This window comes from Rodentibacter sp. JRC1, assembly GCF_020521555.1.
In the GTDB taxonomy this organism is placed as follows: Bacteria; Pseudomonadota; Gammaproteobacteria; order Enterobacterales; family Pasteurellaceae; genus Rodentibacter; species Rodentibacter abscessus.
The window spans coordinates 256,497-282,681 of record NZ_BPWA01000001.1 but is presented as its reverse complement, the minus strand read 5'-3'; the positions used below and the strand labels follow the sequence as shown (position 1 = coordinate 282,681).

11 protein-coding genes are annotated in these 26,185 nt (G+C 42.3%); 4 read left to right on the top strand and 7 right to left on the bottom strand.

Going from position 1 to position 26,185, the window contains the following annotated elements; genetic code table 11:
- Positions 1-3: 3 nt before the first annotated feature.
- Together HEMROJRC1_RS01245 and HEMROJRC1_RS01240 are read left to right on the top strand one after the other, a co-directional pair.
- The gene (locus HEMROJRC1_RS01245) at positions 4-14,205 is read left to right on the top strand and encodes a YadA-like family protein (RefSeq protein ID WP_226691259.1); all 14,202 of its coding nucleotides are present in this window, start codon (positions 4-6) and stop codon (positions 14,203-14,205) included.
- A 427-nt stretch (positions 14,206-14,632) separates the two neighbouring features.
- Positions 14,633-14,902 (top strand): hypothetical protein, encoded by a 270-nt coding sequence (locus HEMROJRC1_RS01240; protein WP_255618235.1) that lies wholly within the window; start codon positions 14,633-14,635, stop codon positions 14,900-14,902.
- A 158-nt stretch (positions 14,903-15,060) separates the two neighbouring features.
- Here HEMROJRC1_RS01240 and nrdB read toward each other — a convergent pair whose 3' ends face one another.
- The 6 genes from nrdB to HEMROJRC1_RS01210 form a co-directional block, all read right to left on the bottom strand.
- On the bottom strand, positions 15,061-16,191 hold the full coding sequence (gene nrdB, locus HEMROJRC1_RS01235; RefSeq protein WP_194812322.1) for a class Ia ribonucleoside-diphosphate reductase subunit beta: 1,131 nt from the start codon (positions 16,189-16,191) through the stop codon (positions 15,061-15,063).
- Positions 16,192-16,289: 98 nt separating this feature from the next.
- Positions 16,290-18,560, bottom strand: a complete 2,271-nt coding sequence (nrdA, locus tag HEMROJRC1_RS01230) for a class 1a ribonucleoside-diphosphate reductase subunit alpha (protein ID WP_226691257.1) — start codon at positions 18,558-18,560, stop codon at positions 16,290-16,292.
- Positions 18,561-19,016: 456 nt separating this feature from the next.
- Positions 19,017-19,598, bottom strand: coding sequence for a division/outer membrane stress-associated lipid-binding lipoprotein (dolP, locus tag HEMROJRC1_RS01225; protein ID WP_226691256.1), 582 nt, complete (start codon positions 19,596-19,598; stop codon positions 19,017-19,019).
- Positions 19,599-19,677: 79 nt separating this feature from the next.
- Positions 19,678-20,262 carry an SIS domain-containing protein gene (locus HEMROJRC1_RS01220; protein ID WP_226691255.1) on the bottom strand — a complete coding sequence of 195 codons (585 nt, stop codon included), beginning with the start codon at positions 20,260-20,262 and terminating at the stop codon, positions 19,678-19,680.
- 14 nt (positions 20,263-20,276) lie between these two features.
- The gene (locus tag HEMROJRC1_RS01215) at positions 20,277-20,636 is read right to left on the bottom strand and encodes a YraN family protein (protein WP_226691254.1); all 360 of its coding nucleotides are present in this window, start codon (positions 20,634-20,636) and stop codon (positions 20,277-20,279) included.
- A 1-nt stretch (position 20,637) separates the two neighbouring features.
- Entirely contained in the window at positions 20,638-22,359 is a 1,722-nt protein-coding gene (locus HEMROJRC1_RS01210; protein ID WP_226691253.1) for a penicillin-binding protein activator, read from the bottom strand.
- 77 nt (positions 22,360-22,436) lie between these two features.
- Here HEMROJRC1_RS01210 and rsmI point away from each other — a divergent pair, with 77 nt between their 5' ends.
- Positions 22,437-23,285, top strand: coding sequence for a 16S rRNA (cytidine(1402)-2'-O)-methyltransferase (gene rsmI, locus HEMROJRC1_RS01205; RefSeq protein WP_226691252.1), 849 nt, complete (start codon positions 22,437-22,439; stop codon positions 23,283-23,285).
- A gap of 238 nt (positions 23,286-23,523) precedes the next feature.
- A complete protein-coding gene (gene tldD, locus HEMROJRC1_RS01200) occupies positions 23,524-24,972 on the top strand; it encodes a metalloprotease TldD (RefSeq protein WP_226691251.1) in 1,449 nt (482 codons plus the stop codon).
- Positions 24,973-25,074: 102 nt separating this feature from the next.
- On the opposite strand, the gene HEMROJRC1_RS01195 is transcribed toward tldD, so the two are convergent.
- Positions 25,075-26,157: an extracellular solute-binding protein gene (locus tag HEMROJRC1_RS01195; protein WP_226691250.1), complete on the bottom strand. Its 1,083-nt coding sequence runs from the start codon at positions 26,155-26,157 to the stop codon at positions 25,075-25,077.
- Positions 26,158-26,185: the final 28 nt, after the last annotated feature.

The following is a 26,185-nucleotide window of genomic DNA, read 5'->3' as shown; positions in this document are numbered from 1 at the left end:
ATTATGAATAAAATATTCAAAGTTATATTTAACCAAGCTCTAGGGGCTTGGGTTGCGGTATCCGAATTAGCAAAGGGATATGTGAAATCAAGTAGCCGTTCGGTGGTTTCCTCAACGGCTTATTCTCAAGAAAATCGTGTTTCTAAAGAAAATGGTTATTTCAAACTGTCTGCTGTTTCTTTAACCGCATTCGTCATCGGCGGGGTGATTTCTGGTCAAGCTAATGCTGCCACAAGTTACGCTGGTAACAGATATGATTCAGGTATGTATGGGACGATAGTAATTGGCGATGTGGGGGATAAGACTGGTCGAGGTGCTTTTGCCTATGGTGGAGACCGTGGAGACGAAAATGATGCAGCAAGTGGAGACTATTATGGTTCTATTGCTATTGGGGGAAATGCCGGAATCGGTTATAAAGGTTCTAACTCAAGTGGTGTTCGTGATGCAATAGCATTTGGTACCAATACGCGAGTACAGAACAATGGTGGAATTACTGCCGAAGGAAGTATAGCATTAGGTGCAAATTCTTCTGTAAAAGGTGGTGCCTATACGAATGCTACAGCCCAGTCTATAACGATTAATGGGCAAAAATATGAATATGCAGGCGTAGCTAAGAATAATAAGACTAAAAATGCTGTTTTATCGGTAGGTTCTGGTAGCGGAAATTATAGTACACGTCAAATTATCAATGTTTCAGCAGGACGAGTTGAGGAAAGCTCAACCGATGCCATTAACGGTTCTCAACTTTATGCTGTTGTTCGAGCGATAGACGGGCTTAATGCGAATTCAGGAGGCGGGTTAGCAAATTTCACAGTTGGTGCGGATAAAAATCATACTGCAGCAGGTATTAATGTTACAAAAGATGCCAATCGCTTTGATGTGATAAGCGCAGATGAAAAATATCTCACCACCAAAGTTAACGGCACGAGTGTTGAAATTGATCTTAATGCTTCGGCTAAAGAAGCCATCGATCAAGTGGAGAATAACAAGCAGAATATTTCAAATAATGCTCAAAATATTACCAATAATACGAAAAATATCACTAAAAATGCGCAAGATATTGCCAAAGGTTTCGGCTTAAAAGCAGCGGACGGGCAAACTGTTACACATAAGTTAGGCGAGGCTATTGAAGTGGTGGGTGGTAATTCAAACATCAACACCACCGTAAAAAATGGCAAAGTGCAAGTTAATTTAAATAACAGCCTTGATTTGTCTAATGCCGGCAGCGTAAAAACAGGCGATACCACATTAAATAACAGCGGTTTAACCATTTCAGGCGGACCAAGCGTAACCAAAAACGGTATTGATGCGGGCAGTAAAAAGATCACTAATGTATCAAATGGTACGGATCCGAATGATGCGGTGAATTTCTCACAATTAAATGCGACCAATAATAACGTTACCAATTTAAATAATACGGTCAATAACGTTAATGCAACCGTAAATAAAGGTTGGAATATCAATACCACAGCAAGTGAGGGTGGTAATGTTTCCTCTAGCAAAGAGCATAACGTCAAAATGGGTGATACGGTCACTATTGATGCGGGTAAAAATATCAATATCACTCAAAGCAATGGAAAAATCAGTATTGCGACTTCAGATACGCCGAATTTTACCGGCGTAAATACGCAAAACTTAACTCTTCGTCCGAAGGGTAATGTTGATTTTGGCGGTAACGTTTTACACAACGTGGCTGCACCGGTTTCCGACACTGACGCAGCAAACAAAAAATATGTGGATGATGGTAGAACAACCGTTAATTCTAGCGATAAAAGTGTTAGCGTAAATGGAACCGGAACAAATCCGAAGAACTATGATTTATCCGTTAATATGACGAAAGTCGCTAATGACGTTAAATTAAAGTATTCTGGTGACAATAATACCTCCGGCGAAAATTCGTTGTCTAATCGTGTGAATTTCAAAGGTTCAGATTATATTACGACTAAAGCAAGTAATGGTGAAGTTGCCTTTGATTTAACCGACAGCACTAAAAATAAAATTAACAATGCTATGCAGAGTTTCACTGTTGGCGGCATTGCTGTTGATGGCAAAAACCTTGAATCTAAAGAGATTAAAAATGGTAATAAGGTTAACTTTAAAGAAAATGCCTATACGATGGTAACCATTGAATCGAATGATAATGGTGCCAATGTTTCTATTACACCGGTGTTACAAGATTTAAATGTTAATGTAACAACCGGAGAAGTTAGCGTTAATGCTACGAATAGCGCAACTCATCCAGATGGTTTTGCTACGGCAAAACAGGTTGCTGATGCTATTAATAAGAGCGGTTGGACTGCAAAAGTTGCCGGTGTTAATGATGGTGAACGTGATGCAACAAGTATTGAATCCGAATTAATTAATCCGGGTGATGTATTGACATATCAAGCAGGTAAAAATCTGAAAGTAAAACAAGAAAGTGGCAAAATCACCTATTCTACAAAAGATAATGTAAGTTTTAGCAATGTTACTGTGGGCGATGTCGTTATCAATAATCAAGGCATTAATGCAGGTAATAAAGCAATCACCAATGTTGCGAATGGAACAAATGCGACTGATGCGGTTAACCTATCCCAATTAAACGCCTCAACTGCGGCAGCGAAAACCGAAGTTAAACAAGGCAACAATGTTGTTGTAAATAGCACGAAGGACGCTGATGGGCATACGATTTACACTGTTCACGCCAACAGCTCAAGTGTAAGCAAAGGCTCGGATAAAATTATCGTAAACGGTACGTATAATGCCACTACGGGCATTACGGACTACAGTGTAGATCTTTCAAAAGAGGCGAAAGATCAGCTCGCTAAAGAAGAAAGCGTCAGTACGGATAGCTCCAACTTAAACGTGAGTGTCAATGCAACGAAAAACGCCACTGGTGGAAATGACTATATCGTTCGCTTAAACAACACGTTAAATCTCACCAAAGACGGTAGCGTAACTATTGGTGATACTAAGTTAGACAATAACGGTTTAACGATCACCGGTGGACCTAATGTAACCAAAGATGGAATCGATGCAGGTGATAAGAAAATCACGAATGTATCTAACGGTACGGTCGATGCGAATAGTAAAGATGCGGTGAATGGTAGCCAGCTTTACGCTACTAACCAAAACGTCACCAATATCACTAACGAAGTAGGTAAAGGCTGGAATCTCACCACGAGCAAATCAGGTTCGGGTAATGCAGTAAACAGCACGCTTCACAACGTAAAAATGGGTGAAACGGTAACCCTTGATGCGGGTAACAATATCAATATCACGCAAACCAACGGCACGATCAGTATTTCAACCTCTGACACCCCGACTTTTGCCAATATCACAGTGAAAGATGGCAAAGACGGTAAAGACGGCGCGTCAGTCGTCATCAACGGTAAAGACGGCACTATCGGTGCAAATGGCAAAGATGGTACGGGTGTCGTGTTAAACGGTAAAGACGGAACAATTGGCATCAACGGTAAAAACGGCGTTAACGCCACCTTAACGGTAGCGGAAGGTCAAACCACGGTTAATCCGAAAGACAACGGTCAAAATATCACCCGCATTGTGTACAACACCACAGATGCTAGTGGTAATACGGTAACCCGTGAAGTAGCAACCCTAGATGACGGCTTGAAGTTTAAAGGCGATAACGACACCGTTATCAACCGCACTTTAGGTAGCCAGTTAAACATCACGGGTGGAGCAGATACGGCTAATTTAACGGATAACAACATCGGCGTAGTGGGTAATGCTAGCGGTGATTTAGTATTGAAGTTAAATAAAAACCTCAATCTCACCAAAGACGGTAGCGTTGTGATTGGTAACAGCACCTTAAATGACGGGGGCTTAACCATTACCGGCGGACCAAGTATTACTCAAGGCGGTATTGATGCGGGTGATAAAAAAATCACTAACGTAACCGATGGTGACTTAAGCGCAACTAGTAAAGATGCGGTAAACGGTAGCCAGCTCTACGCAACCAACCAAAACGTCACCAATATCACTAACGAAGTGGGTAAAGGCTGGAACCTCACCACGAGCCAATCAGGTTCGGGTAATGCAGTAAACAGCACGCTTCACAACGTAAAAATGGGTGAAACGGTAACTCTTGATGCGGGTAATAATATCAACATTACCCAAAACGGTAGTAACATCAGTATCTCTACGTCAGATACGCCGAACTTCAGTAACATTACCGTGGGCAAAGACGGTAAAGATGGTCAAATCGGTATTAACGGTAAAGACGGTGCGTCAGCCAACATTACGGTGGCTAATGGCTCAGGTACGCTTGATGACTCAAGTAAAGGTGGGGATGGCATCACACGTATTGTTTACAACACGACAAACTCGGATGGCTCAACCACAACCCGAGAAGTGGCGACTAAAGATGACGGCTTGATATTCCAAGGTGATAACGGTAAAGCCATTAAGAAAAAACTCGGTGAAACCTTAAATATCACCGGTGGTGTAACGGATGAGAATCAGTTAACGGATAACAATATTGGCATCATTAATAAAGATGGCAACTTAACTGTTAAATTGAACAAAGACTTGAACCTGACTAAAGATGGCAGTGTCACCATTGGTAACACTACGTTGAATAATGATGGCTTGAACATCACAGGTGGTCCATCAATTACCCAAGGCGGCATTAACGCAGGTGATAAGAAAATCACTAATGTATCAGCAGGTAATGTATCTGAGAACAGCACAGATGCAGTGAACGGCGGACAGCTTTACACGGCGATCACCAACAGCGGCTTTAACCTAACCACGAAAGCGGTAGCGGATAGCAACGGTCAAGCGAGTGCAGATGGCTTAAGTGATGATGACAAACGCATTGCCACGAATGAAACCTTCACCTTAGGTGCAGGTAACAACATAGTTATTAAACAAATCGCTAACGGTTATGAAATTGCGACGAGCAACAACATCACTGTTGGTGCAGCAGGTAAAGATGGTAAACCGGGTGTTGATGGTACAATCGGCGTGAACGGTAAAGACGGCGCATCAGTTGTTATCAATGGTAAAGATGGCTCCATCGGCTTAACCGGACCGAAAGGTGCTGACGGTAAAGACGGCGCGTCAGCCACATTACAAGTTGTGAATGGCACGAAAGGTTTAGACGGCAATGACGGTAAAGACGGTGAAAGCAAAACCCGTATTGAATACACTAAACCAAATGGTGATAAAGAAGAAGTTGCAACGTTAAAAGACGGTTTAGTGTTCAAAGGTGACAATGACGCTGTAATCAACCGCACTTTAAACAGCCAATTAGACATTGTTGGCGGTGCGAAAGAAGCGAACTTAACGGACAACAACATCGGTGTAATTGGTAATGCGAATGGCACAATGACCATCAAGTTAAACAAAGACTTGAACCTCACTGAAAATGGCAGTGTGAATCTTGGTGATACCGTGTTGAACAGCACAGGCTTAACGATTACCAACGGTCCAAAAGTGACGAAAGATGGTATCGATGCCGGTGATAAGAAAATCACCAATGTAACTAACGGTACGGTCGATGCGAATAGTAAAGATGCGGTGAATGGTAGCCAGCTTTACGCTACTAACCAAAACGTCACCAATATCACTAACGAAGTAGGTAAAGGCTGGAATCTCACCACGAGCAAATCAGGTTCGGGTAATGCAGTAAACAGCACGCTTCACAACGTAAAAATGGGTGAAACGGTAACCCTTGATGCGGGTAACAATATCAATATCACGCAAACCAACGGCACGATCAGTATCTCAACCTCTGACACCCCGACTTTTGCCAATATCACAGTGAAAGATGGCAAAGACGGTAAAGACGGCGCGTCAGTCGTCATCAACGGTAAAGACGGCTCCATCGGCTTAACCGGACCTAAAGGTGCGGATGGCTCAAATGGTACATCAGCGACAATCCAAGTTGTGAACGGTACGAAAGGGTTAGATGGCAATGACGGTGTAAATGGCGAAAGCAAAACACGTATTGAATACGTTAAACCGGACGGCAATAAAGAGGAAATTGCAACCTTAAAAGACGGTTTAGTGTTCAAAGGTGATAATGACACGAAAATTAACCGCACTTTAAACAGCCGATTAGATATTGTTGGTGGTGCGAAGGAAGCAAATCTAACCGCGAATAATATCGGGGTGATAGGCCATGCTAACGGCACAATGGAAGTGAAGTTAAACAAAGACTTGAACTTAACCGACAAAGGTAGCATTAGCATTGGCAACACAACCTTAAATAATGAGGGTTTAACCATTAACGGTGGACCGAATATTACACAAGGTGGTATTGATGCGGGTAATAAGAAAATTACCAATGTTGCCGACGGCAATGTTAGCAAAGATAGTAAAGATGCCATCAACGGCGGACAGTTATATTCTGTGATTGCCAACACCGGCTTTAATCTTGCGAGCAAAGCGGTAGAAAATACTACCGGCACGGTGAGTGAAACTACTGGGTTAGATGAAGCGGGTAAACGTATTCTGACTAATGAAACCTTTAATTTAGACGCAGGCAATAATATCGTCATCAAACAAATCAAAGACGGTTATGAAGTTGCTACTGCAGAAAACGTGACCTTCACCAACATTACGGTAGGAAAAGATGGTAAAGACGGCACGATCGGCGTGAATGGTAAAGATGGCACAGGTGTCGTGTTAAACGGTAAAGACGGTGTAATCGGTATCAACGGTAAAGACGGCGTGTCAGCGAATATTACTGTAGCTAACGGTTCTGGTACGCTAGATGCGGATGACAAAGGTGGCAAAGGTATTACCCGTATTGTTTACAACACCACTAATGAAGACGGTTCGGTAACAACACGCGAAGTCGCAACCAAAGATGACGGCTTGGTATTCCAAGGTGATAACGGCGACGTGATTAAGAAAAAATTAGGTCAAACCTTAAATATCACCGGTGGCGTAACGGAAGAAAACAAATTAACGGATAATAATATTGGTGTTGTTAGCAAAGATGGCAATTTAACCGTTAAATTGAATAAAGATCTGAACTTAACCAAAGACGGCAGCGTTACGATTGGCGATGTCAACTTAAGCAATGGCGGTTTAAGCATTAACGGTGGGCCGAGCATTAATAAAGACGGTATCGATGCAGGTGATAAGAAAATCACCAATGTAACTAACGGTACGGTCGATGCGAATAGTAAAGATGCGGTGAATGGTAGCCAGCTTTACGCTACTAACCAAAACGTCACCAATATCACTAACGAAGTGGGTAAAGGCTGGAATCTCACCACGAGCAAATCAGGTTCGGGTAATGCAGTAAACAGCACGCTTCACAACGTAAAAATGGGTGAAACGGTAACCCTTGATGCGGGTAACAATATCAATATCACGCAAACCAACGGCACGATCAGTATTTCAACATCAGATACGCCGACCTTCTCCAATATTACGGTGAAAGACGGTAAAGACGGTACATCGGTTGTTATCAATGGTAAAGACGGCACTATCGGTGCAAATGGCAAAGATGGTACGGGTGTCGTGTTAAACGGTAAAGACGGAACAATTGGCATCAACGGTAAAAACGGCGTTAACGCCACTTTAACGGTAGCGGAAGGTCAAACCACGGTTAATCCGAAAGACAAAGGTCAAAACATTACCCGTATTGTGTACAACACCACAGATAAAGATGGTAATACAGTAACCCGTGAAGTAGCAACCCTAGATGACGGCTTGAAGTTTAAAGGCGATAACGACACCGTTATCAACCGCACTTTAGGTAGCCAGTTAAACATCACGGGTGGAGCAGATACGGCTAATTTAACGGATAACAACATCGGCGTAGTGGGTAATGCTAACGGTGATTTAGTCTTGAAGTTAAATAAAAACCTCAATCTCACCAAAGACGGTAGCGTTGTGATTGGTAACAGCACCTTAAATGACGGTGGTTTAACTATCAACGGTGGACCAAGCATTAAGATCGATGGTATTAATGCCGGTGATAAGAAAATCACCAACGTAGCTGCAGGTGATATCAGTAAAGATAGCAAAGATGCGGTAAACGGCGGACAGTTATATTCTGTGATAGCAGATACCGGATTTAATCTTGCGAGCAAACAAGTTACCGGCACAAATGGTGTAAGCAGTGTAGATGCGAATCTTGCGGATGCAGATAAACGTGTTGTCACCAACGAAACCTTTAACTTAGACGCAGGCAATAATATCGTCATCAAACAAATCAAAGACGGTTATGAAGTTGCTACTGCAGAAAACGTGACCTTCACCAACATTACGGTAGGAAAAGATGGTAAAGACGGCACAATCGGTGTGAACGGTAAAGATGGTGCATCAGTAGTACTTAACGGTAAAGACGGTTCAATCGGTTTAACCGGACCGAAAGGTCAAGATGGTAAAGACGGTGCATCAGCTAATATCACGGTGGCTAACGGTACCGGTACTCTTGATGAAAACGGTAAAGGTGGCGACGGCATTACCCGTATCGTTTACAACACTACCAATGCAGACGGTTCAGTAACAACACGCGAAGTCGCAACCAAAGATGACGGCTTGGTATTCCAAGGTGATAACGGCGACGTGATTAAGAAAAAATTAGGTCAAACCTTAAATATCACCGGTGGTGTAACGGAAGAAAACAAATTAACGGATAATAATATTGGTGTTGTTAGCAAAGACGGCAATTTAACCGTTAAATTAAGCAAAGATCTGAACTTAACCGATAAAGGCACCATTACGATTGGTGATGTTAACTTAAGCAATGGCGGTTTAACCATCAACGGCGGACCGAGCATTAATAAAGACGGCATCAATGCGGGTGATAAGAAAATCACGAATGTTGCGGATGGTAATGTTTCTAATGGCAGCAAAGAGGCGATTAACGGCGGACAGCTTTACACAGCGATCACAAATAGCGGCTTTAACTTAACCACGAAAGCGGTAGCGGGTAGCAACGGGGAGGAGAGTGAAGATGCTAACTTGAGCGATGACGACAAACGTATTGCGAACAACGAAACCTTTACGTTAGATGCGGGTAACAACCTCGTTATCAAACAAATTGCCAACGGTTACCAAATTGCGACTTCAAGCAATATGACTATCGGTAAAGATGGCAAAGATGGTGTTGACGGTCGAATCGGAGTGAACGGTAAAGACGGTGCATCAGTAGTACTTAACGGTAAAGACGGTTCAATCGGTTTAACCGGACCGAAAGGTGCAGATGGTAAATCAGCCTCGGCGAATATCTCCGTAGCGAATGGTACCGGTACTCTTGATGAAAACGGTAAGGGCGGCGACGGCATTACCCGTATCGTTTACAACACTACCAATGCAGACGGTACGACAACCACCCGTGAAATCGCAACCAAAGATGACGGCTTGGTATTCCAAGGTGATAACGGTAAAGCCATTAAGAAAAAACTCGGTGAAACCTTAAATATCACCGGTGGTGTAACGGAAGAAAGCAAATTAACGGATAACAATATTGGCATCATTAATAAAGATGGCAACTTAACCGTTAAATTAAGCAAAGATCTGAACTTAACCGATAAAGGCACCATTACGATTGGTGATGTTAACTTAAGCAATGGCGGTTTAACCATCAACGGCGGACCGAGCATTAATAAAGACGGCATCAATGCGGGTGATAAGAAAATCACGAATGTTGCGGATGGTAATGTTTCTAATGGCAGCAAAGAGGCGATTAACGGCGGGCAGCTTTACACAGCGATCACAAATAGCGGCTTTAACTTAACCACGAAAGCGGTAGCGGATAGCAACGGTCAAGTGAGTGCAGATGGCTTAAGTGATGATGACAAACGCATTGCCACGAATGAAACCTTTACGTTAGATGCGGGTAACAACCTCGTTATCAAACAAATCGCCAACGGTTATGAGATTGCAACCGGCAACAACATTACCGTAGGTGCGGCAGGTAAAGACGGTAAACCGGGTGTTGATGGTACAATCGGCGTGAACGGTAAAGACGGCGCATCAGTTGTTATCAACGGTAAAGACGGTTCAATCGGCTTAACCGGACCGAAAGGTCAAGATGGTAAAGACGGTGCTTCTGCAACGTTACAGGTTGTCAACGGCACGAAAGGTTTAGACGGCAATGACGGTAAAGATGGCGAAAGCAAAACCCGTATTGAGTATGTGAAACCGGATGGCACCAAAGAAGAAGTCGCAACGTTAAAAGACGGTTTAGTGTTCAAAGGTGATAATGACACGAAAATCAACCGCACTTTAAACAGCCAATTAGAGATTGTTGGCGGTGCGAAGGAAGCGGATTTAACGGACAACAACATTGGTGTGATTGGTGATGCGAATGGCACGATGACTATCAAGTTAAACAAAGACTTGAATCTCACTGATAAAGGCAGTGTAAATCTTGGTGGCACTGTATTAAACAGCACAGGCCTAACTATCACGAATGGACCATCAATCACCAAAGACGGCATTAACGCAGGTGATAAGAAAGTTACCAACGTGACAGAAGGTACTTTAGCTGAGGATAGTAAAGATGCGGTGAATGGAAGCCAGTTATATGCGACTAATCAGAACATCACCAACGTAACCAATGATGTCGCGAAAGGTTGGAACATTACCACCAGCGGTAATGCAAACGGCACAAGCTTACACAACGTGAGAATGGGCGATACGGTAACCCTTGATGCGGGTAATAATATCAATATCACCCAAACCAACGGCACAATCAGTATCTCTACTTCCGATACGCCGAACTTTGCTAATGTAACCGTTGGTAAAGACGGACAAAACGGTATTGACGGCACGATTGGGGTGAACGGTAAAGACGGGGCATCAGTAGTACTTAACGGTAAAGACGGTTCAATCGGTTTAACCGGACCGAAAGGTGCAGATGGTAAATCAGCCTCGGCGAATATCACGGTGGCTAACGGTACCGGTACTCTTGATGAAAACGGTAAAGGCGGTGATGGCATTGAACGTATTGTTTACAATACAACTAATAAAGACGGTTCAGTGACAACCCGTGAAATCGCAACCAAAGATGACGGCTTGGTATTCAAAGGTGATAACGGTAAAGCCATTAAGAAAAAACTCGGTGAAACCTTAAATATCACCGGTGGCGTAACTGAAGCCGATAAGTTAACGGATAACAATATCGGCGTGGTTAACAAAGACGGCAATTTAACCGTTAAATTAAGCAAAGATCTGAACTTAACCGATAAAGGTAGCGTGACGATTGGCAACGTGAGCATCAGTAGCGGCGGTATCGATTTAGGTAATACCACCATTACGAATTTGAACGGTAACTTAGATAAAGTGGATAACACCACAACCTCTAACCCTGATCAAACAGGTAATAAATATGAAAATATTACCAATAATGCTGCAACCGTTGGTGATGTGTTAAATGCGGGTTGGAACTTGCAAGCAAATGGTAATGCCGTTGATTTTGTGACTCACGGTAATACGGTGAACTTTAACAATGGCACGGGTGTCGCGGTGAATGCGGTTTATAACGCAACAACCGGTGCGACAAATATTACCTTTAACACAACCAACAGTTACATTGATGAAAACGGTGCGTTAACCAATACACCAAGCAACAAAGTGAAATTCATCGGTGCGAATAACTCAGCCCCGGTGTTAATTACCAATGTTGATAGCGGTGTGTTACCACAAGGTACATCATTGCCGACGAATGTTACCTTCAACGAATACTTGAATAACTTGACAGGTGATGCTTTAAATAATGTGGTGAATGCAGGCGATTTGAAAAATGCAACCCAAAACATCACGAAAGATACGCTAAGTGCGGTCGGATTTAACCTTAAATCTGCGATCGTTGCCGGTTCTAATGGTGCGGTTTCCGAACAAGACGGCTTAACCGAAGCGGATAAACGGCTAACCAACAATGAAACCTTCAATTTGAATGCGGGTAATAACATCGTGATCAAACAGATTGCGAACGGTTATGAAGTTGCGACAAGTAATAACATTACAGTTGGTGCGGCAGGTAAAGATGGCAAAGATGGCGTTGACGGTACTATCGGCGTAAACGGCAAAGACGGTTCGGCTGTCGTGATCAACGGCAAGGACGGCTCCATCGGCTTGAATGGTAAAGACGGTGCAAACGGTTTAACCATTAAAGGCGGACAAGGTCCTGCCGGTGTAAACGGTAAAGACGGTGAAACCACAACGCGTATTCAATATGTTGTCAATGGCACAACCGAAAACGTTGCAAACCTCAATGACGGCTTGAAATTCAAAGGTGATAACGATCAAGTTATTAACCGCACTTTAAACAGCCAATTAAATATTGTCGGCGGAGCGCAAGAAGCGAACTTAACGGCGAACAATATCGGCGTTATCGGACACGCTAACGGCACAATGGAAGTGAAGTTAAATAAAGACTTGAACTTGACCAAAGACGGTAGCATTACCCTGGGTAATACAACGTTGAAAGACGGCAACTTCACAATGGGTAACGTGACGATTAACAACGACGGCTTAACCATTAAAGACGGCCCGTCAATTACCAATAAAGGCATTGATGCGGGCAATAAAGTGATCACCAATGTTGCTAACGGTACGAATGCAACGGATGCGGTTAATTTATCTCAATTAAATGCATCAACCGCTGCGGCTAAGACTGAAGTTCAACAAGGTAAAAACGTTGTTGTAACAAATACAACTGCAGCAGACGGCCATACCATTTATACCGTGAACGCAGAGAAATCCGTTGTTACCGGCTCTAATGCAGTCAATGTAACCACAACCGTTGATAAAGCAAACTTTACAACTTCTTACAATATCGATCTTTCTGACGAAATGAAAAAACAAATCGGGAAAGAAGAATCGGTTACGGCAGGAGATAGCAACATTAAAGTGGTGGCTAACGGAACGAATGCATCCGGCGGTAAAAACTTTGATGTAAGTTTGAACAAAGACTTGAACTTAACCAAAGACGGTAGCGTAACCATTGGCGGCACAAGCTTGACGGACGGCAATGTAACTGTTGGTAATACCACATTGAATAATGACGGATTAGCGATTAAAAACGGCCCGTCTATTACAAATGAAGGTATTAATGCCGGTAATAAGAAAGTCACCAATGTCGCTGACGGTGATATTAGTCCGAATAGCAAAGACGCGATCAACGGTAGTCAGCTCTATACCTCGATCGCCAATAGCGGCTTTAACCTTGCAACCAACGGCGAAGTTATCGGCACGGATAAACGTATCAATAACAATGAAACCTTTACCTTAAATCAAGGCAAAAATATCGTTGTGAAACAAATTGATAACGGTTATGAAGTGTCAACCGCCAACAACTTTATTATCGGCGAAAAAGGCGAGCCGGGCAAAGACGGTGTTGACGGTACGATTGGAGTCAACGGTAAAGACGGCTCCTCTGTCGTGATTAACGGTAAAGACGGTTCAATCGGCTTAACCGGACCGAAAGGCGCAGATGGTAAGAACGCCACAGCCACAATTCGCGTTATTGACGGCCAAAAAGGCTTAGACGGTAATGACGGAAAAGACGGTGAAAGCAAAACCCGAATTGAGTACACGAAACAAGATGGCAGTAAGGAACAGGTTGCAACCTTAAATGACGGTTTAGAGTTTATGGGCGATTCCGGTACGGTCTCTAAACAGAAACTCAATTCACGAGTCAATGTTGTCGGTGGACAGGCTGATGAATCTAAACTCTCTTCGGCGGCGAATATCGGTGTCGTTTCTGATGGTAAAGGTAAATTAACCGTGAAATTGGCGAAAGATATTGATCTTGGAAAAGAGGGTAGCGTAGCTATCGGCAATACCACCGTCAATAATAACGGGTTAGTAATTAAAGGTAGCGATCCGAAAGGCACGGATACCGTAAGCGTTACCGATAAAGGCATCAGCGCGGGCAATAAAGTGATTAGCAATGTTGCACCGGGTGTGAAACCGACCGATGCGGTTAACAAAGGGCAGCTCGACCAAGTACGAGGAGATATCTATAATGTCAATAATCGCGTTGATAACTTAGATAAACGTGTACGCGGTATCGGTGCGAACGCTGCAGCGGCCTCTTCCTTACCTCAGGTTTATATGCCGGGTAAATCGATGGTTGCGGCGGCAGCCGGCGGATATAGCGGTGCATCTGCTATTGCGGTGGGTTACTCAAGAGCCAGCGATAACGGTAAGGTTATTCTGAAATTAACCGGTACGGCTAACTCCGCAGGACATTACTCCGGTGGTGTAGGTGTAGGTTATCAGTGGTAATCTTTAAGTAAATGAAAAATGCAACCCTCAGCGGTTGCATTTTTTTTCGGTATTATGTATCAGTTGCTACGAAACGAGTTTTTACTCTAGGGTGCACCAAGCTGTGGATAACATTGTGTTGTTTGTTGCGAGTTTATCAGAGTTTTAATATACAAGGGTGCGGTTAGGCGAAGCCGTAACGCACCGTAATGAAATTTATTGATAAAAAGGTGCGTTACGCCTACGGCTAACGCACCCTACGTCCCAAAATAAATTCCGGATAGAAATTCTTTTTATGCAACTGCTGCATAATACCGTAAACGAAATTGTTTTATGTTGTGGTAAATATCGTTGATTTATCTCCATTGTCGATAATAACCTCGGGCAGGCATAGAGCCTGCCCCTTTGATTGTCATCCGTAGTCAGCCCGATTCGTCTGTTTAAAATCATGTTATTGTGCTATCTCTTCGGCATAAAAAGCGAGCATCAATTGGAAAGAAATCGAGGTGAATGTGGCTTACCGCCGGTTTTTGGGATGTCGTTAACCGAAAAAGTGATTGATGCCAGCACCTTAAACCAAAACTGCCTTCGCCGTTTTAACGGGACGGACGTATTTGAACACATTTTCACGAAGATTGTTTGGCAGGCGATAGAGAAAGGTTTAGTAAGAGGAAAACACCTTTCCACCGAGTACTCACTTGAAACCGAACTCCAATAAAAAAATACAATGAGAAGCAAGAAGTGCGTATCAGCCAATATTTTAAATGGGCTGAATGAAGATGTGGCAAAAGTGCGGTCGTTTGTTTCTGATGTTTTTTTAATACAAAAAGAAAAATGACCGCACTTTTTATTTTAGCCCTTTAAAAGGGATAGTTCTTACAGATCAAAGTCGCCGAAATCATTGGTATCCACTTTAGAATCAATTTGACCGACAAGATAAGAACTGACTTCTACTTCTTGCGGAGCAACTTGTACATTATCGGATACAAGCCAAGCGTTGATCCAAGGAATCGGGTTTGAACGGGCTTGGAATGGCAGTGGTAAGCCAACCGCTTGCATACGGATATTGGTGATATATTCTACGTATTGCACCAAAATATCTTTATTCAATCCGATCATCGAACCGTCTTTAAAAAGATAATCCGCCCATTCTTTTTCCTGTTCTGCCGCGGCAACGAATAAATCATAGGCTTCTTGTTTGCATTCTTCGGCAATTTCCGCCATTTCAGGGTCATCTTGACCGGCAGCCATAATATTTAAAATATGCTGAGTACCGGTTAAATGTAGGGCTTCATCACGTGCGATAAATTTAATAATCTTCGCATTACCTTCCATTAATTGGCGTTCCGCAAAGGCGAAGGAGCAAGCAAAAGATACATAGAAACGAATAGCTTCTAAAGCGTTTACGCTCATTAAGCAAAGGTAAAGCTGTTTTTTCAGATTACGTAAAGTAACGACACATTCTTTTCCATCTACAGTGTAAGTGCCTTCGCCGTATAAACCGTAAAGTTGGCTATCGCGGATTAGGTCATCGTAATAGGAAGAAATATCTTTTGCACGTTTAATAATTTCTTCGTTTGTAACGATGTCATCAAACACGATAGAAGGATCATTCACGATATTACGGATAATGTGCGTGTAAGAACGACTGTGAATGGTTTCAGAGAACGTCCAAGTTTCGATCCAAGTTTCCAATTCAGGAATGGAAACCAGTGGCAACAATGCCACGTTCGGGCTTCTTCCTTGAATGGAATCTAGTAAGGTTTGATATTTTAAGTTGCTGATGAAAATATGTTTTTCGTGTTCAGGCAATGCGGCGTAGTCGATACGATCTTGCGACACATCTACTTCTTCCGGACGCCAGAAGAAGGAAAGTTGTTTTTCAATGAGCTTTTCAAAGGTCTCATATTTTTGTTGATCGTAACGTGCAACATTAACGTTCTGACCAAAGAACATCGGTTCTTTTAATTGGTCGTTTTTGGTTTGTGAGAAAGTGGTGTATGCCATATCTCGTCTCCTTACATGTGGAGCATATCCAGTACGCTCATTACTATTGGTATTTTAAGGGCGTATATAATACGTCCGAAGATAAAAACGTAAATTTTTTAAATCTTACAAGCCCCACCGGCACAGCCGTCATCAAGATCTTCTTGGGCGTCTTCTGCTCCGTCACGGGTGTTTTGATAGTAAAGGGTTTTTAAGCCGTATTTGTAAGCGGTTAATAAATCTTTCAGCAACACTTTCATCGGTACTTTACCGTCTTCAAAACGTTTCGGATCATAGTTGGTGTTGGCTGAAATGGCTTGATCCACGAATTTTTGCATAATGCCTACTAAGTGTAAGTAACCGTCATTGTTTGGAATATCCCAAAGTAATTCGTAGCTATCACTCAAGTTTTCATATTCCGGTACCACTTGTTTTAAGATGCCGTCTTTAGAAGCTTTCACGCTAACATGACCACGTGGTGGTTCAATGCCGTTTGTAGCGTTAGAAATCTGTGAGGAAGTTTCTGACGGCATTAATGCGGTAAGGGTTGAGTTACGTAAGCCGAACTCTTGAATGTCTTTACGTAAGGTTTCCCAATCATAATGCAAAGGTTCTTGTGTGAGCCCATCAATATCTTTTTTATAGGTATCAATTGGTAAGATACCCTGAGCATAGGTAGTTTGATTGAAGTATTCACATGCTCCCTGTTCTTTCGCCAAATTCATTGAGGCTTTCAATAGATAGTACTGAATTGCTTCAAAAGTGCGGTGAGTTAAATCGTTTGCACTGCCATCGGAATAACGCACGCCATGTTTTGCTAAATAGTAGGCATAGTTAATCACACCAATACCTAATGAGCGGCGGGCGAGCGAACTACGTTTAGCGGCAAGAATAGGGTAGTCTTGGTAATCTAAAAGCGCATCTAATGCACGTACTGCAAGATCTGATAGTTCTTCCAATTCATCAAGATTTTCAATTTTGCCTAAGTTGAACGCCGAAAGCGTACAAAGCGCGATTTCACCGTTTTCATCGTGAATATGGGTTAATGGCTTGGTCGGTAAGGCGATTTCTAAACATAAGTTAGATTGACGAATCGGTGCGACCATCGGATCGAACGGAGAATGTGTGTTACAGTGATCTACGTTTTGAATATAAATACGACCTGTTGAAGCACGTTCTTGCATTAACAATGAGAAAAGCTCCACCGCTTTTACGCTGCGCTTGCGAATGTTCGGATCTTGTTCGTATTTTATGTAAAGTTCTTCAAATTTGTTTTGATCCGCAAAGAATGCTTCATAAAGTCCCGGTACGTCTGATGGGCTGAATAAGGTAATATCTCCGCCTTTAATTAAGCGTTGATACATTAATTTATTTAATTGTACCCCATAATCCATATGGCGAACGCGGTTGTCCTCCACACCACGATTGTTTTTCAATACAAGTAGGCTTTCGGATTCTAAATGCCATAACGGATAATAAACCGTTGCCGCACCACCGCGCACACCGCCTTGTGAACAAGATTTTACTGCCGTTTGGAAGTATTTGTAGAACGGAATGCAGCCGGTATGGAAAGCTTCTCCGCCACGGATTTCACTGCCTAAGGCACGAATAGCACCGGCATTGATACCGATTCCCGCCCGTTGTGAGACATATTTCACAATTGCCGAAGCCGTCGCATTGATAGAATCTAAGCTATCGCCACACTCGATTAATACACAAGAGCTGAATTGACGGGTAGGGGTGCGAACGCCCGCCATAATTGGCGTTGGAAGCGAAATTTTAAAGGTGGAAGTGGCATCATAAAAGCGTTTTACGTAATCTAAACGGGTTTCAGCCGGATATTTTGAGAATAAGCTTGCTGCGACTAATAAATAGAGAAATTGTGCAGACTCATAGATTTCGCCCGTTACACGGTTTTGGACGAGGTATTTCCCTTCGAGTTGTTTCACGGCGGCATAAGAGAACGTCATATCACGCCAGTGATCAATAAAACCGTCCATTTCATCCCATTCTTCTCGAGTGTAATCGTCTAAAAGTGCGTGATCGTATTTTCCCATACGCACGAGCTTTTTCACGTGATCATATAAACGAGGCGGATCAAAATGACCATAGGCTTTTTTACGCAAATGGAAAATCGCCAAACGGGCGGCAAGATACTGATAATCCGGTGAATCTTTACTGATCAAATCCGCTGCGGCTTTAATGATCGTTTCGTGAATATCGGAAGTTCGAATACCTTCATAAAATTGAATATGTGAACGTAATTCTACTTGTGAAACGGAAACGTTATCCAATCCTTCTGCCGCCCAAGTAATTACACGATGAATTTTATCGAGGTTGATTTGTTCTTGCGTGCCGTCACGCTTGGTTACCATTAAGCTTTTATTCATAGTCCGTAGCCTTGTTGTTAGGATAAAGTTTAAACACAAGATATTGTGTTTGGAAAAGAATGACACACAAGATAATGTGTTTTTCTGACCTGATCAAGTGATAAATTTTTTCCTTGAATTATTGACAAAAGGTAAGTTATTTAAAAACAAATACTTTTTAGAAAATTGTAAATTTATGAATTTTTTGCTTGAAAAAATGCAAAAAGTGCGGTCGAAAATACAGGAGATTTTTTCGGTATTATGTAGCAGTTGCACAAATCATCGTAGGGTGGCGTTAGGCGAAGCCGTAATGCACCAAAATGAAATTTATTGACAACAAAAAGGTGCGTTACGCCTGTGGCTAACACACCCTACCTTAAAATATTGAATATAAAATTCTCTTTGTGAGACTGATATATAATACCAAGAGATTTTCAACCGCACTTTGATAGGTAAAATCGCTGGTTTTAGAAAAAATTAATTCAAATATTTGAATACTTTAACTACTTTCTGTACCCCACTAATTCTGCTGGCGATGTCTGCCGCCGCATCAGCTTGCGATTGGGTAACGTTGCCTAATAAAAAGACTTCACCGTTTTCAGTGATAACTTTCACATCAGTAGTTTTTACACGATCATCAATCAGCATTTTGGATTTCACTTGTGTCGTGATCCAACTGTCTTTAGTAATTTGACCGATAGAGATTTTTGCACCTGTGCGTAATTCATTGTAAACATCAACAACGCCTTCCACACCTTTTGCCAGAGCGGTTGCGGTCTCTTTCGCGCTTTCACTTGGAACTTGACCGATTAATAATATGCGTCCGCTGTAAGAAACCGCATTTACTCGACCTTCGGCATCAATTTGTTCATCTTTATCAACGGCATTTTCTACTTTTATTTCAAGGGTTTCATCATCTAGTTGCGTACCCATTGTGCGAGGGTCTGTTGCCACTTTAGTGCCGGCTGCCGCACCGCCAAGTACAGCGGCAACACAGCCTTGCAACATAATCGTAGTGCCTAATACAAATGCCAGTTTTTTGAATGGGGTTAATTTCATCGTCATCTCCTTTATGTAAATGAATTAGTCACTTAGTCAAAGAATTTGCAAAATAGTTTGGCGGTGAATCGGCATTCTGTCAAGCTCTTGGAAATAGAGTCTGATCAATGAGTTCGCAAATCGCATTAATCACAAATAAATGATTTTCTAAAATACGGCTTTCTTTATTAGTTGGAATGGAAATTTCGAGATCATTTTCTGCCAATAATCCCTGAATCGTATCATTATTTGAACCGGTTAGAACAATGACGCCGATTTCTTTACTTACCGCATTGGCAATCGTGTTTAGCACGGCTTTTTCTGAGCCGAGCGGGGCAAAGGCGAGGAGTAAATCGCCCGGTTTGGCAATAGCATTAAATTGATGCAGATAAAGATTTTCCGCTAAATGATCAAAAACTAATGAAGATCCGACCGCACTTTCTAGACTTAATAACACGGAAGGAAAGCTCGGACGTTCAATATCATAGCGATTAAGTAAATTGGATACTAAGAATTGTGCGTTCGCATAAGAACGTTTAATGCCGCAAGCAATCACTTTATTGCCCCCGAGTAAGCATTGAATGACTTTTTGGCTGGCATTGGCAATATTTTCTGTGAGTAAACTGGAAGCGGAAATTTGGATTTGAATGCTTTCGCTGTAAATATCTTTAACGTTTTGTAACATAGTTGAAAGTAAAATTAATCAAGAAAATTAGGAATCCATTGGATATCTTGTGCATTTTTGCCGAAAGCAATGAGATCAAAACGACAATCTGCATCTTCTAAACTCAGATCGCGTTCGGCAAGCCAAAGATTGGCTGCATCAAGCCATTTTTGCTGCTTTCGCCAATCTACGCTATCCACTGCAGATCCGAAACTTGAATGAGAACGTTGGCGAACTTCTACAAATACAATGGTTTGGTTGTCTTGCATAACAAGATCAAGTTCGCCACATTTGAAATTTTGATTTGCCGCAATAAAACGCAAGCCTTTTGACTCCAAAAAAAGGCGAGCCTGATGCTCAAAGCCCGCGCCTTGTTGACGTTTTAAAGAAAACATATTAGTTGCTGATAGGGACGATGTTACCATCTTGATATTGGAACCACGTCATATCCCGTTCTACATTACAGTTCGGCCCTGCACTTAATACACCGGTTAAACCGCTTAATTGATACCCCGGAACTTGGCGTAATTCATTGAAATGATTGATTAATAACCACGCATCAGCACCCATTGCATATAAACGCATTAATTGATATTCGCCACCGGTTGAACCTGCTACTTTTTGATATTGTTCGGAGGTGGATTCTTTAAAGAAGGGAATATCACTAAATTGTACACCGTTCATTTGTGCAATATATTCGGCTGAATTGCTCGCCGCATTAGAACGTGAGCTTGCATAGATTTTTACATTTGACGTACTGTTAGCAAGATAACCTTTTATTTCGGCTAATTCATCAGGGTTGGCGACCACATAAAGTGCGGTTGAATTTGCACCGTTTTCTTGGAAGAAATAAGGCACATCTGCCGCTAAATTATAATAACGGATGTTTGCATCTCTTGAAGCTAATTGCTGCCAACGAACATTAAAAGCATTACCGACACGCTGACCTAATTCACTTTGCGGCATTGCCACGACAGGGTTACGCACGCCGTCATTCCACATTTTGTTTGCTGCGGATTCCGCTTCATCTTCCGGTGATAAGCCGTAGTAACACATTTGATTAATTGCACGTGCATTTGGTGTTGCATTTAGCGCTAATACATCAATGCCTTGTACGGAAGCAGGATTGGCGATGACGGCATCCACATTTTGCTTAAGTAGCGGCCCCACCAGTGCTTTGATCCCCGATTGTTTCGCTTGTGCAATAATCTCATCAATAGAATGTGTGGAAGAGTCAAAAATCTGCACCGGAATAGATGAGTTGCCTTTGGCATCATTAAAACCGGAGAGAATCGTATTCCCTAAAATTTGACCGTCCCCGCTAACCGGTAATACCAAACCGATTTGAGCTAAATTGGTTTGTTGGAAATTTAATAAACTTTGTAATTCCTTTGGAAAAAGAGTCGCCGCAGCGTGATTTGGATAGGCAACTTTCCAATTTTGTAATGCTTGGCTTAGTTGTACAGGCTGGCGGATATTATCATTATATGCTTTGATTAAGGTGAGCCAACCGCCTAATGCCGCATCACCTTCATCCGATGTATTATTGATGACACCGGTATTTGCCGAACGTAATAATGCCCAGCTTTTATCTACGTTTTCTTGACGGCGTTGCACATCGGTAAGATTTTTATCCATTTTGATACGCGCTTTTACAGCTCCAATCACATCTTTACGATTTTCCGCCACGATTGCCTGTGTCTCATAATAGCGTGCCTTTTGTGACGGGCTGAGCTTATTCAAATCAATTAAGCGTAATTGGCTTTGGGCTACTTCATTTGCCCCTTTGGCTGCCGAAAGACGGGCTTCAATTAAAGTGCGGTCAAGTTTTTGCGCATCGTTTAATTCCCCGAGTTCCGATAAAATCGCTTCGGATTGCGCTACTTTATTTTCTGAAATGAATGCTCGTGCGGCAAGCAATTTATAGGTTTCTCTGTCTTCTGTATTTTGGGTTTGTTCTAATTTATTCATATAAAATTCAGAACTGGCATTGGCATCACGTTGTAAGGTTTCAGTGAAGCTGCTACCAAATAAATTTGAACAACCGGCTAATGCTACAGATAACAAAATCGGCATTAAACGTTTTTTAAAACGGCTGCCTTGTAATAGAATAGACATATTCGCTTTTGCTCCGTTATGAATGAGTCAATAATGAGGGCGATCTTACTTATCTCGAATCTTAAAAGCAAACAAAAATGAATGATTTAACCGGAATTTTATATATCGTAGCGACCCCCATCGGCAATTTGCAAGATATTACCCAACGGGCTTTGGATACCTTTTCACAAGTGGATTTAATTGCGGCGGAAGACACGCGGCATAGCGGTTTATTATTAAGTCACTATGGAATCAAAAAGCCGTTTTTTGCTTTACATGATCATAATGAACAAGAAAAAGCCCATATTTTGGTCGAAAAACTTAAACAGGGGATAAATATCGCCTTGATTTCCGATGCGGGCACGCCTTTAATTAGTGATCCCGGTTTTCATTTGGTTCGCCGATGTCGCGAGGCTGGCGTTTATGTCGTGCCTTTGCCGGGGGCTTGTGCCGCCATTACCGCACTTTGTGCTTCAGGAATCGCTTCTGATCGCTTTTGTTTCGAGGGATTTTTACCGGCGAAGACAAAGGCACGTAAAGATAAATTGGAAAACGTAGCGGAAGAAGAGCGTACGTTGATTTTTTATGAATCGACTCATCGAATTTTGGAGACCCTTGCGGATATGCAAGAAGTTCTCGGTGAAGATCGGTACGTGGTATTGGCACGTGAAATCACGAAAACTTGGGAAACGATCCACGGCGACAGGATTAAAAATTTACGAGAATGGCTTGTTGAAGATCCTAACCGCACAAAAGGTGAAATGGTGTTGGTTGTGGAAGGAAAAGCAAAATCCCAGCAAGAGGAAGAATTTTCACCGCAAGCCATTAAAGCCTTAAGATTAATTTCGCAAGAATTACCGCTTAAAAAAGCGGCGGCAATCGTAGCGGAAGTGTATGGTTATAAAAGGAACGCTTTATACCGGTTTGGATTGGATAATTTTAAATAATATTTTTCATTCCGTTCGGTTCGCATGAAAGCAGGATTATATTATTTCAGTTTTATGCACTTACAATAAAATATCGAAAAATTTAGGTATTATGTAGCACTTATGCAAATCATCGTGGGGTGCCGTTAGGCGAAGCCGTAACGCAACCATATAGAGGGGTTAATGATGAAATGGTGCGTTACGCAAAGCTTAACGCACAGTACCCTCGATAAATATTGGATATAATTTCGGAGAACAAATGTTAAATCAAGTTTCAAATACTTTACTTACCCCAAGTAATTTATCTACTAAAGAGTTACTCAATATTTTTGATTTAATGTCGCATCGCAACATCGATTATGCGGATTTATATTTTCAACTTAGTCAGGACGAAAATTGGGTGTTGGAAGACGGCATTATTAAAGAGGGGGGATTTCATATCGATCGTGGGGTAGGCGTACGTGCGGTGTCCGGTGAAAAAACCGGTTTTGCCTATTCGGATCAAATTAATCTTGTTTCGCTACAACAATGTGCCAATGCCGCAAAAGGAATTGCACAGCCTCAACAAGGTAATATCATTGTGCCGAAAGCATTCAATGAGATAACTCCGACTAGCCGCTATGCAGCGATTAACCCTTTGGAAAGTCTCTCTAAAGAGAAAAAAATAGAATTATTACATCTGGTTGATCGTACCGCTCGTGCGGAGGATAAACGTGTTACCCGGGTTTCTGCCGGGTTAAGTTCGGTTTATGAAGAAGTGCTGATTATGGCAACGGACGGAACTTTAGCTGCGGATATTCGTCCGCTTGTGCGTTTATCTATTTCAGTGTTGGTGGAAGAAGACGGCAAGCGCGAGCGTGGTAGTTGCGGTTCCGGCGGCCGTTTTGGTTTGGATTGGTTTTTTGAAGTTATTGACGGTGATATTCGAGCGGTGAATTTCGCTAAAGAAGCCGTTCGACAAGCCTTAGTCAATCTAAATGCTGTTGCTGCACCTGCGGGATTGATGCCCGTTATACTTGGAGCCGGTTGGCCGGGGGTATTATTGCACGAGGCCGTTGGGCATGGATTAGAGGGGGATTTTAACCGTAAGGAAAGCTCGCTTTTCACCGGTAAAGTGGGCGAGTTGGTGACTTCGCCACTTTGTACTATTGTTGATGATGGCACTATTGCTCATCGCCGAGGTTCTCTCACTATTGATGATGAGGGCGTGCCTAGCCAATGTAATGTATTAATTAAGGACGGTATTTTGCAAGGTTATATGCAAGATAAGATGAACGCCCGCCTTATGGGCGTGAAACCGACAGGTAACGGCAGACGTGAATCCTACGCCCATTTACCAATGCCACGTATGACAAATACTTATATGTTGGCAGGGCAAAGTAACTTTGATGATTTGCTTAACTCGGTAGATCGTGGTATTTACGCACCGCACTTCGGTGGCGGACAGGTAGATATTACTTCCGGTAAATTCGTATTTTCAACTTCAGAGGCTTATCTTATTGAAAAAGGGAAAATTACCAAACCGGTAAAAGGCGCAACATTGATTGGCAGCGGAATTGAAGTGATGCAGAAGATTTCTATGGTAGCCGATAAAAGCGAATTGGATTTAGGCATCGGCGTTTGCGGTAAAGACGGGCAAAGCGTACCTGTCGGCGTGGGACAACCTGCGTTGAAAATTGATGAAATTACAGTGGGTGGTACGAATTAATTTCTCAATAAAAGCGTTTGTTTACCACAAGATTAAATGAATAAAGAGCGGTCAAAATCACAAGTATTTTTGACCGCTCTTATGATTTGGAGTTAAATCGGATTATTTAGCCGCTTTTAACTCTTGGTAGTATTGTTCGTAGTATTGAATTGCATCACCTACGTCATCTTGCCAGTAGCTGTTTTTTAACACTTCGGTGGTTGGGTAGATTGAAGGATCTTCGGTAATTTCTTTTGGCAACACCTTTTTGGCTTCAAGATTTGCCGTCGGGTAGCCGATAGCCAAAGTTAGTTTCTCTGCCGCTTTTGCACCTAACATATAGTTGATAAGTTTGTGCGCACCATCAGGGTTTTTAGAGGTTGCCGGGATTGCGAGCGTATCAACCCAAAGCACCGGGCCTTCTTTCGGGAATACCATATTTAATGGTGCTTTTTCTTTCTTCGCAATACGCACGGAACCATTCCATAATTGACCTAATTCGACTTCACCTGAAATGAAAGAGTTTGCCGGATTGTCAGAATTAAAGGAAAGTACGTTCGGACGTAATTTCAATAATTCCTCATAGGCTTGTTTGATAACCGCAGGATCTTGCGTGTTTGGATCTTGGCCGATTTTTAATAACGCAATGTTGAATACTTCACGGGCATCATCTAATAATTGAACTTTGTTCGCAAATTCAGGTTTCCACAAATCGCCCCAAGAGGTAAATTCCGAACCTTTGTAAGTTCCGGTATTAAATGCAATACCCGGTGCCCCCAATAATTGTGGCAATGAGTATTTGTTGCCTTTGTCGTAAGGTTTATTTAGCCAATCAGGATCTAATTCTTTAATTACAGGTAATTTGCTGTGATCAAGTTCTTTTAACATACCTTCACGTGCCATTTTAGACACAAAGTAGTTAGAAGGAGCAATAACATCGTAACCGCCGGCTTTGCCTTGGGTTTTGAGTTTTGCATACATCGTTTCATTTGATTCAAGACTTGAAACGATAACTTTAATACCGGTTTCTTTCGTAAATTCATCTAAAAGACCGTCCGGCACGTATTCCGTCCAAGTATAGAGATACACAGTATCATTAGCAGTAGCCGGCGCATTGGCGGTTCCAGACTTGTTTTCTTTATCGTTACAAGCGGTTAGCGTTGCAGCCACTAAACCGGCGGTAATTAAACCTGCAAATTTTTTCATTTTTGTTTGTTCTCCGTAAAGAGTATCG

Excerpts from the sequence above, each read along its gene's own strand:
- HEMROJRC1_RS01245 (WP_226691259.1), top strand. The coding sequence starts at position 4 with ATGAATAAAATATTCAAAGTTATATTTAACCAAGCTCTAGGGGCTTGG.
- HEMROJRC1_RS01240 (WP_255618235.1), top strand. The coding sequence starts at position 14,633 with ATGTTATTGTGCTATCTCTTCGGCATAAAAAGCGAGCATCAATTGGAA.
- nrdB (WP_194812322.1), bottom strand. The coding sequence starts at position 16,191 with ATGGCATACACCACTTTCTCACAAACCAAAAACGACCAATTAAAAGAA.
- nrdA (WP_226691257.1), bottom strand. The coding sequence starts at position 18,560 with ATGAATAAAAGCTTAATGGTAACCAAGCGTGACGGCACGCAAGAACAA.
- dolP (WP_226691256.1), bottom strand. The coding sequence starts at position 19,598 with ATGAAATTAACCCCATTCAAAAAACTGGCATTTGTATTAGGCACTACG.
- HEMROJRC1_RS01220 (WP_226691255.1), bottom strand. The coding sequence starts at position 20,262 with ATGTTACAAAACGTTAAAGATATTTACAGCGAAAGCATTCAAATCCAA.
- HEMROJRC1_RS01215 (WP_226691254.1), bottom strand. The coding sequence starts at position 20,636 with ATGTTTTCTTTAAAACGTCAACAAGGCGCGGGCTTTGAGCATCAGGCT.
- HEMROJRC1_RS01210 (WP_226691253.1), bottom strand. The coding sequence starts at position 22,359 with ATGTCTATTCTATTACAAGGCAGCCGTTTTAAAAAACGTTTAATGCCG.
- rsmI (WP_226691252.1), top strand. The coding sequence starts at position 22,437 with ATGAATGATTTAACCGGAATTTTATATATCGTAGCGACCCCCATCGGC.
- tldD (WP_226691251.1), top strand. The coding sequence starts at position 23,524 with ATGTTAAATCAAGTTTCAAATACTTTACTTACCCCAAGTAATTTATCT.
- HEMROJRC1_RS01195 (WP_226691250.1), bottom strand. The coding sequence starts at position 26,157 with ATGAAAAAATTTGCAGGTTTAATTACCGCCGGTTTAGTGGCTGCAACG.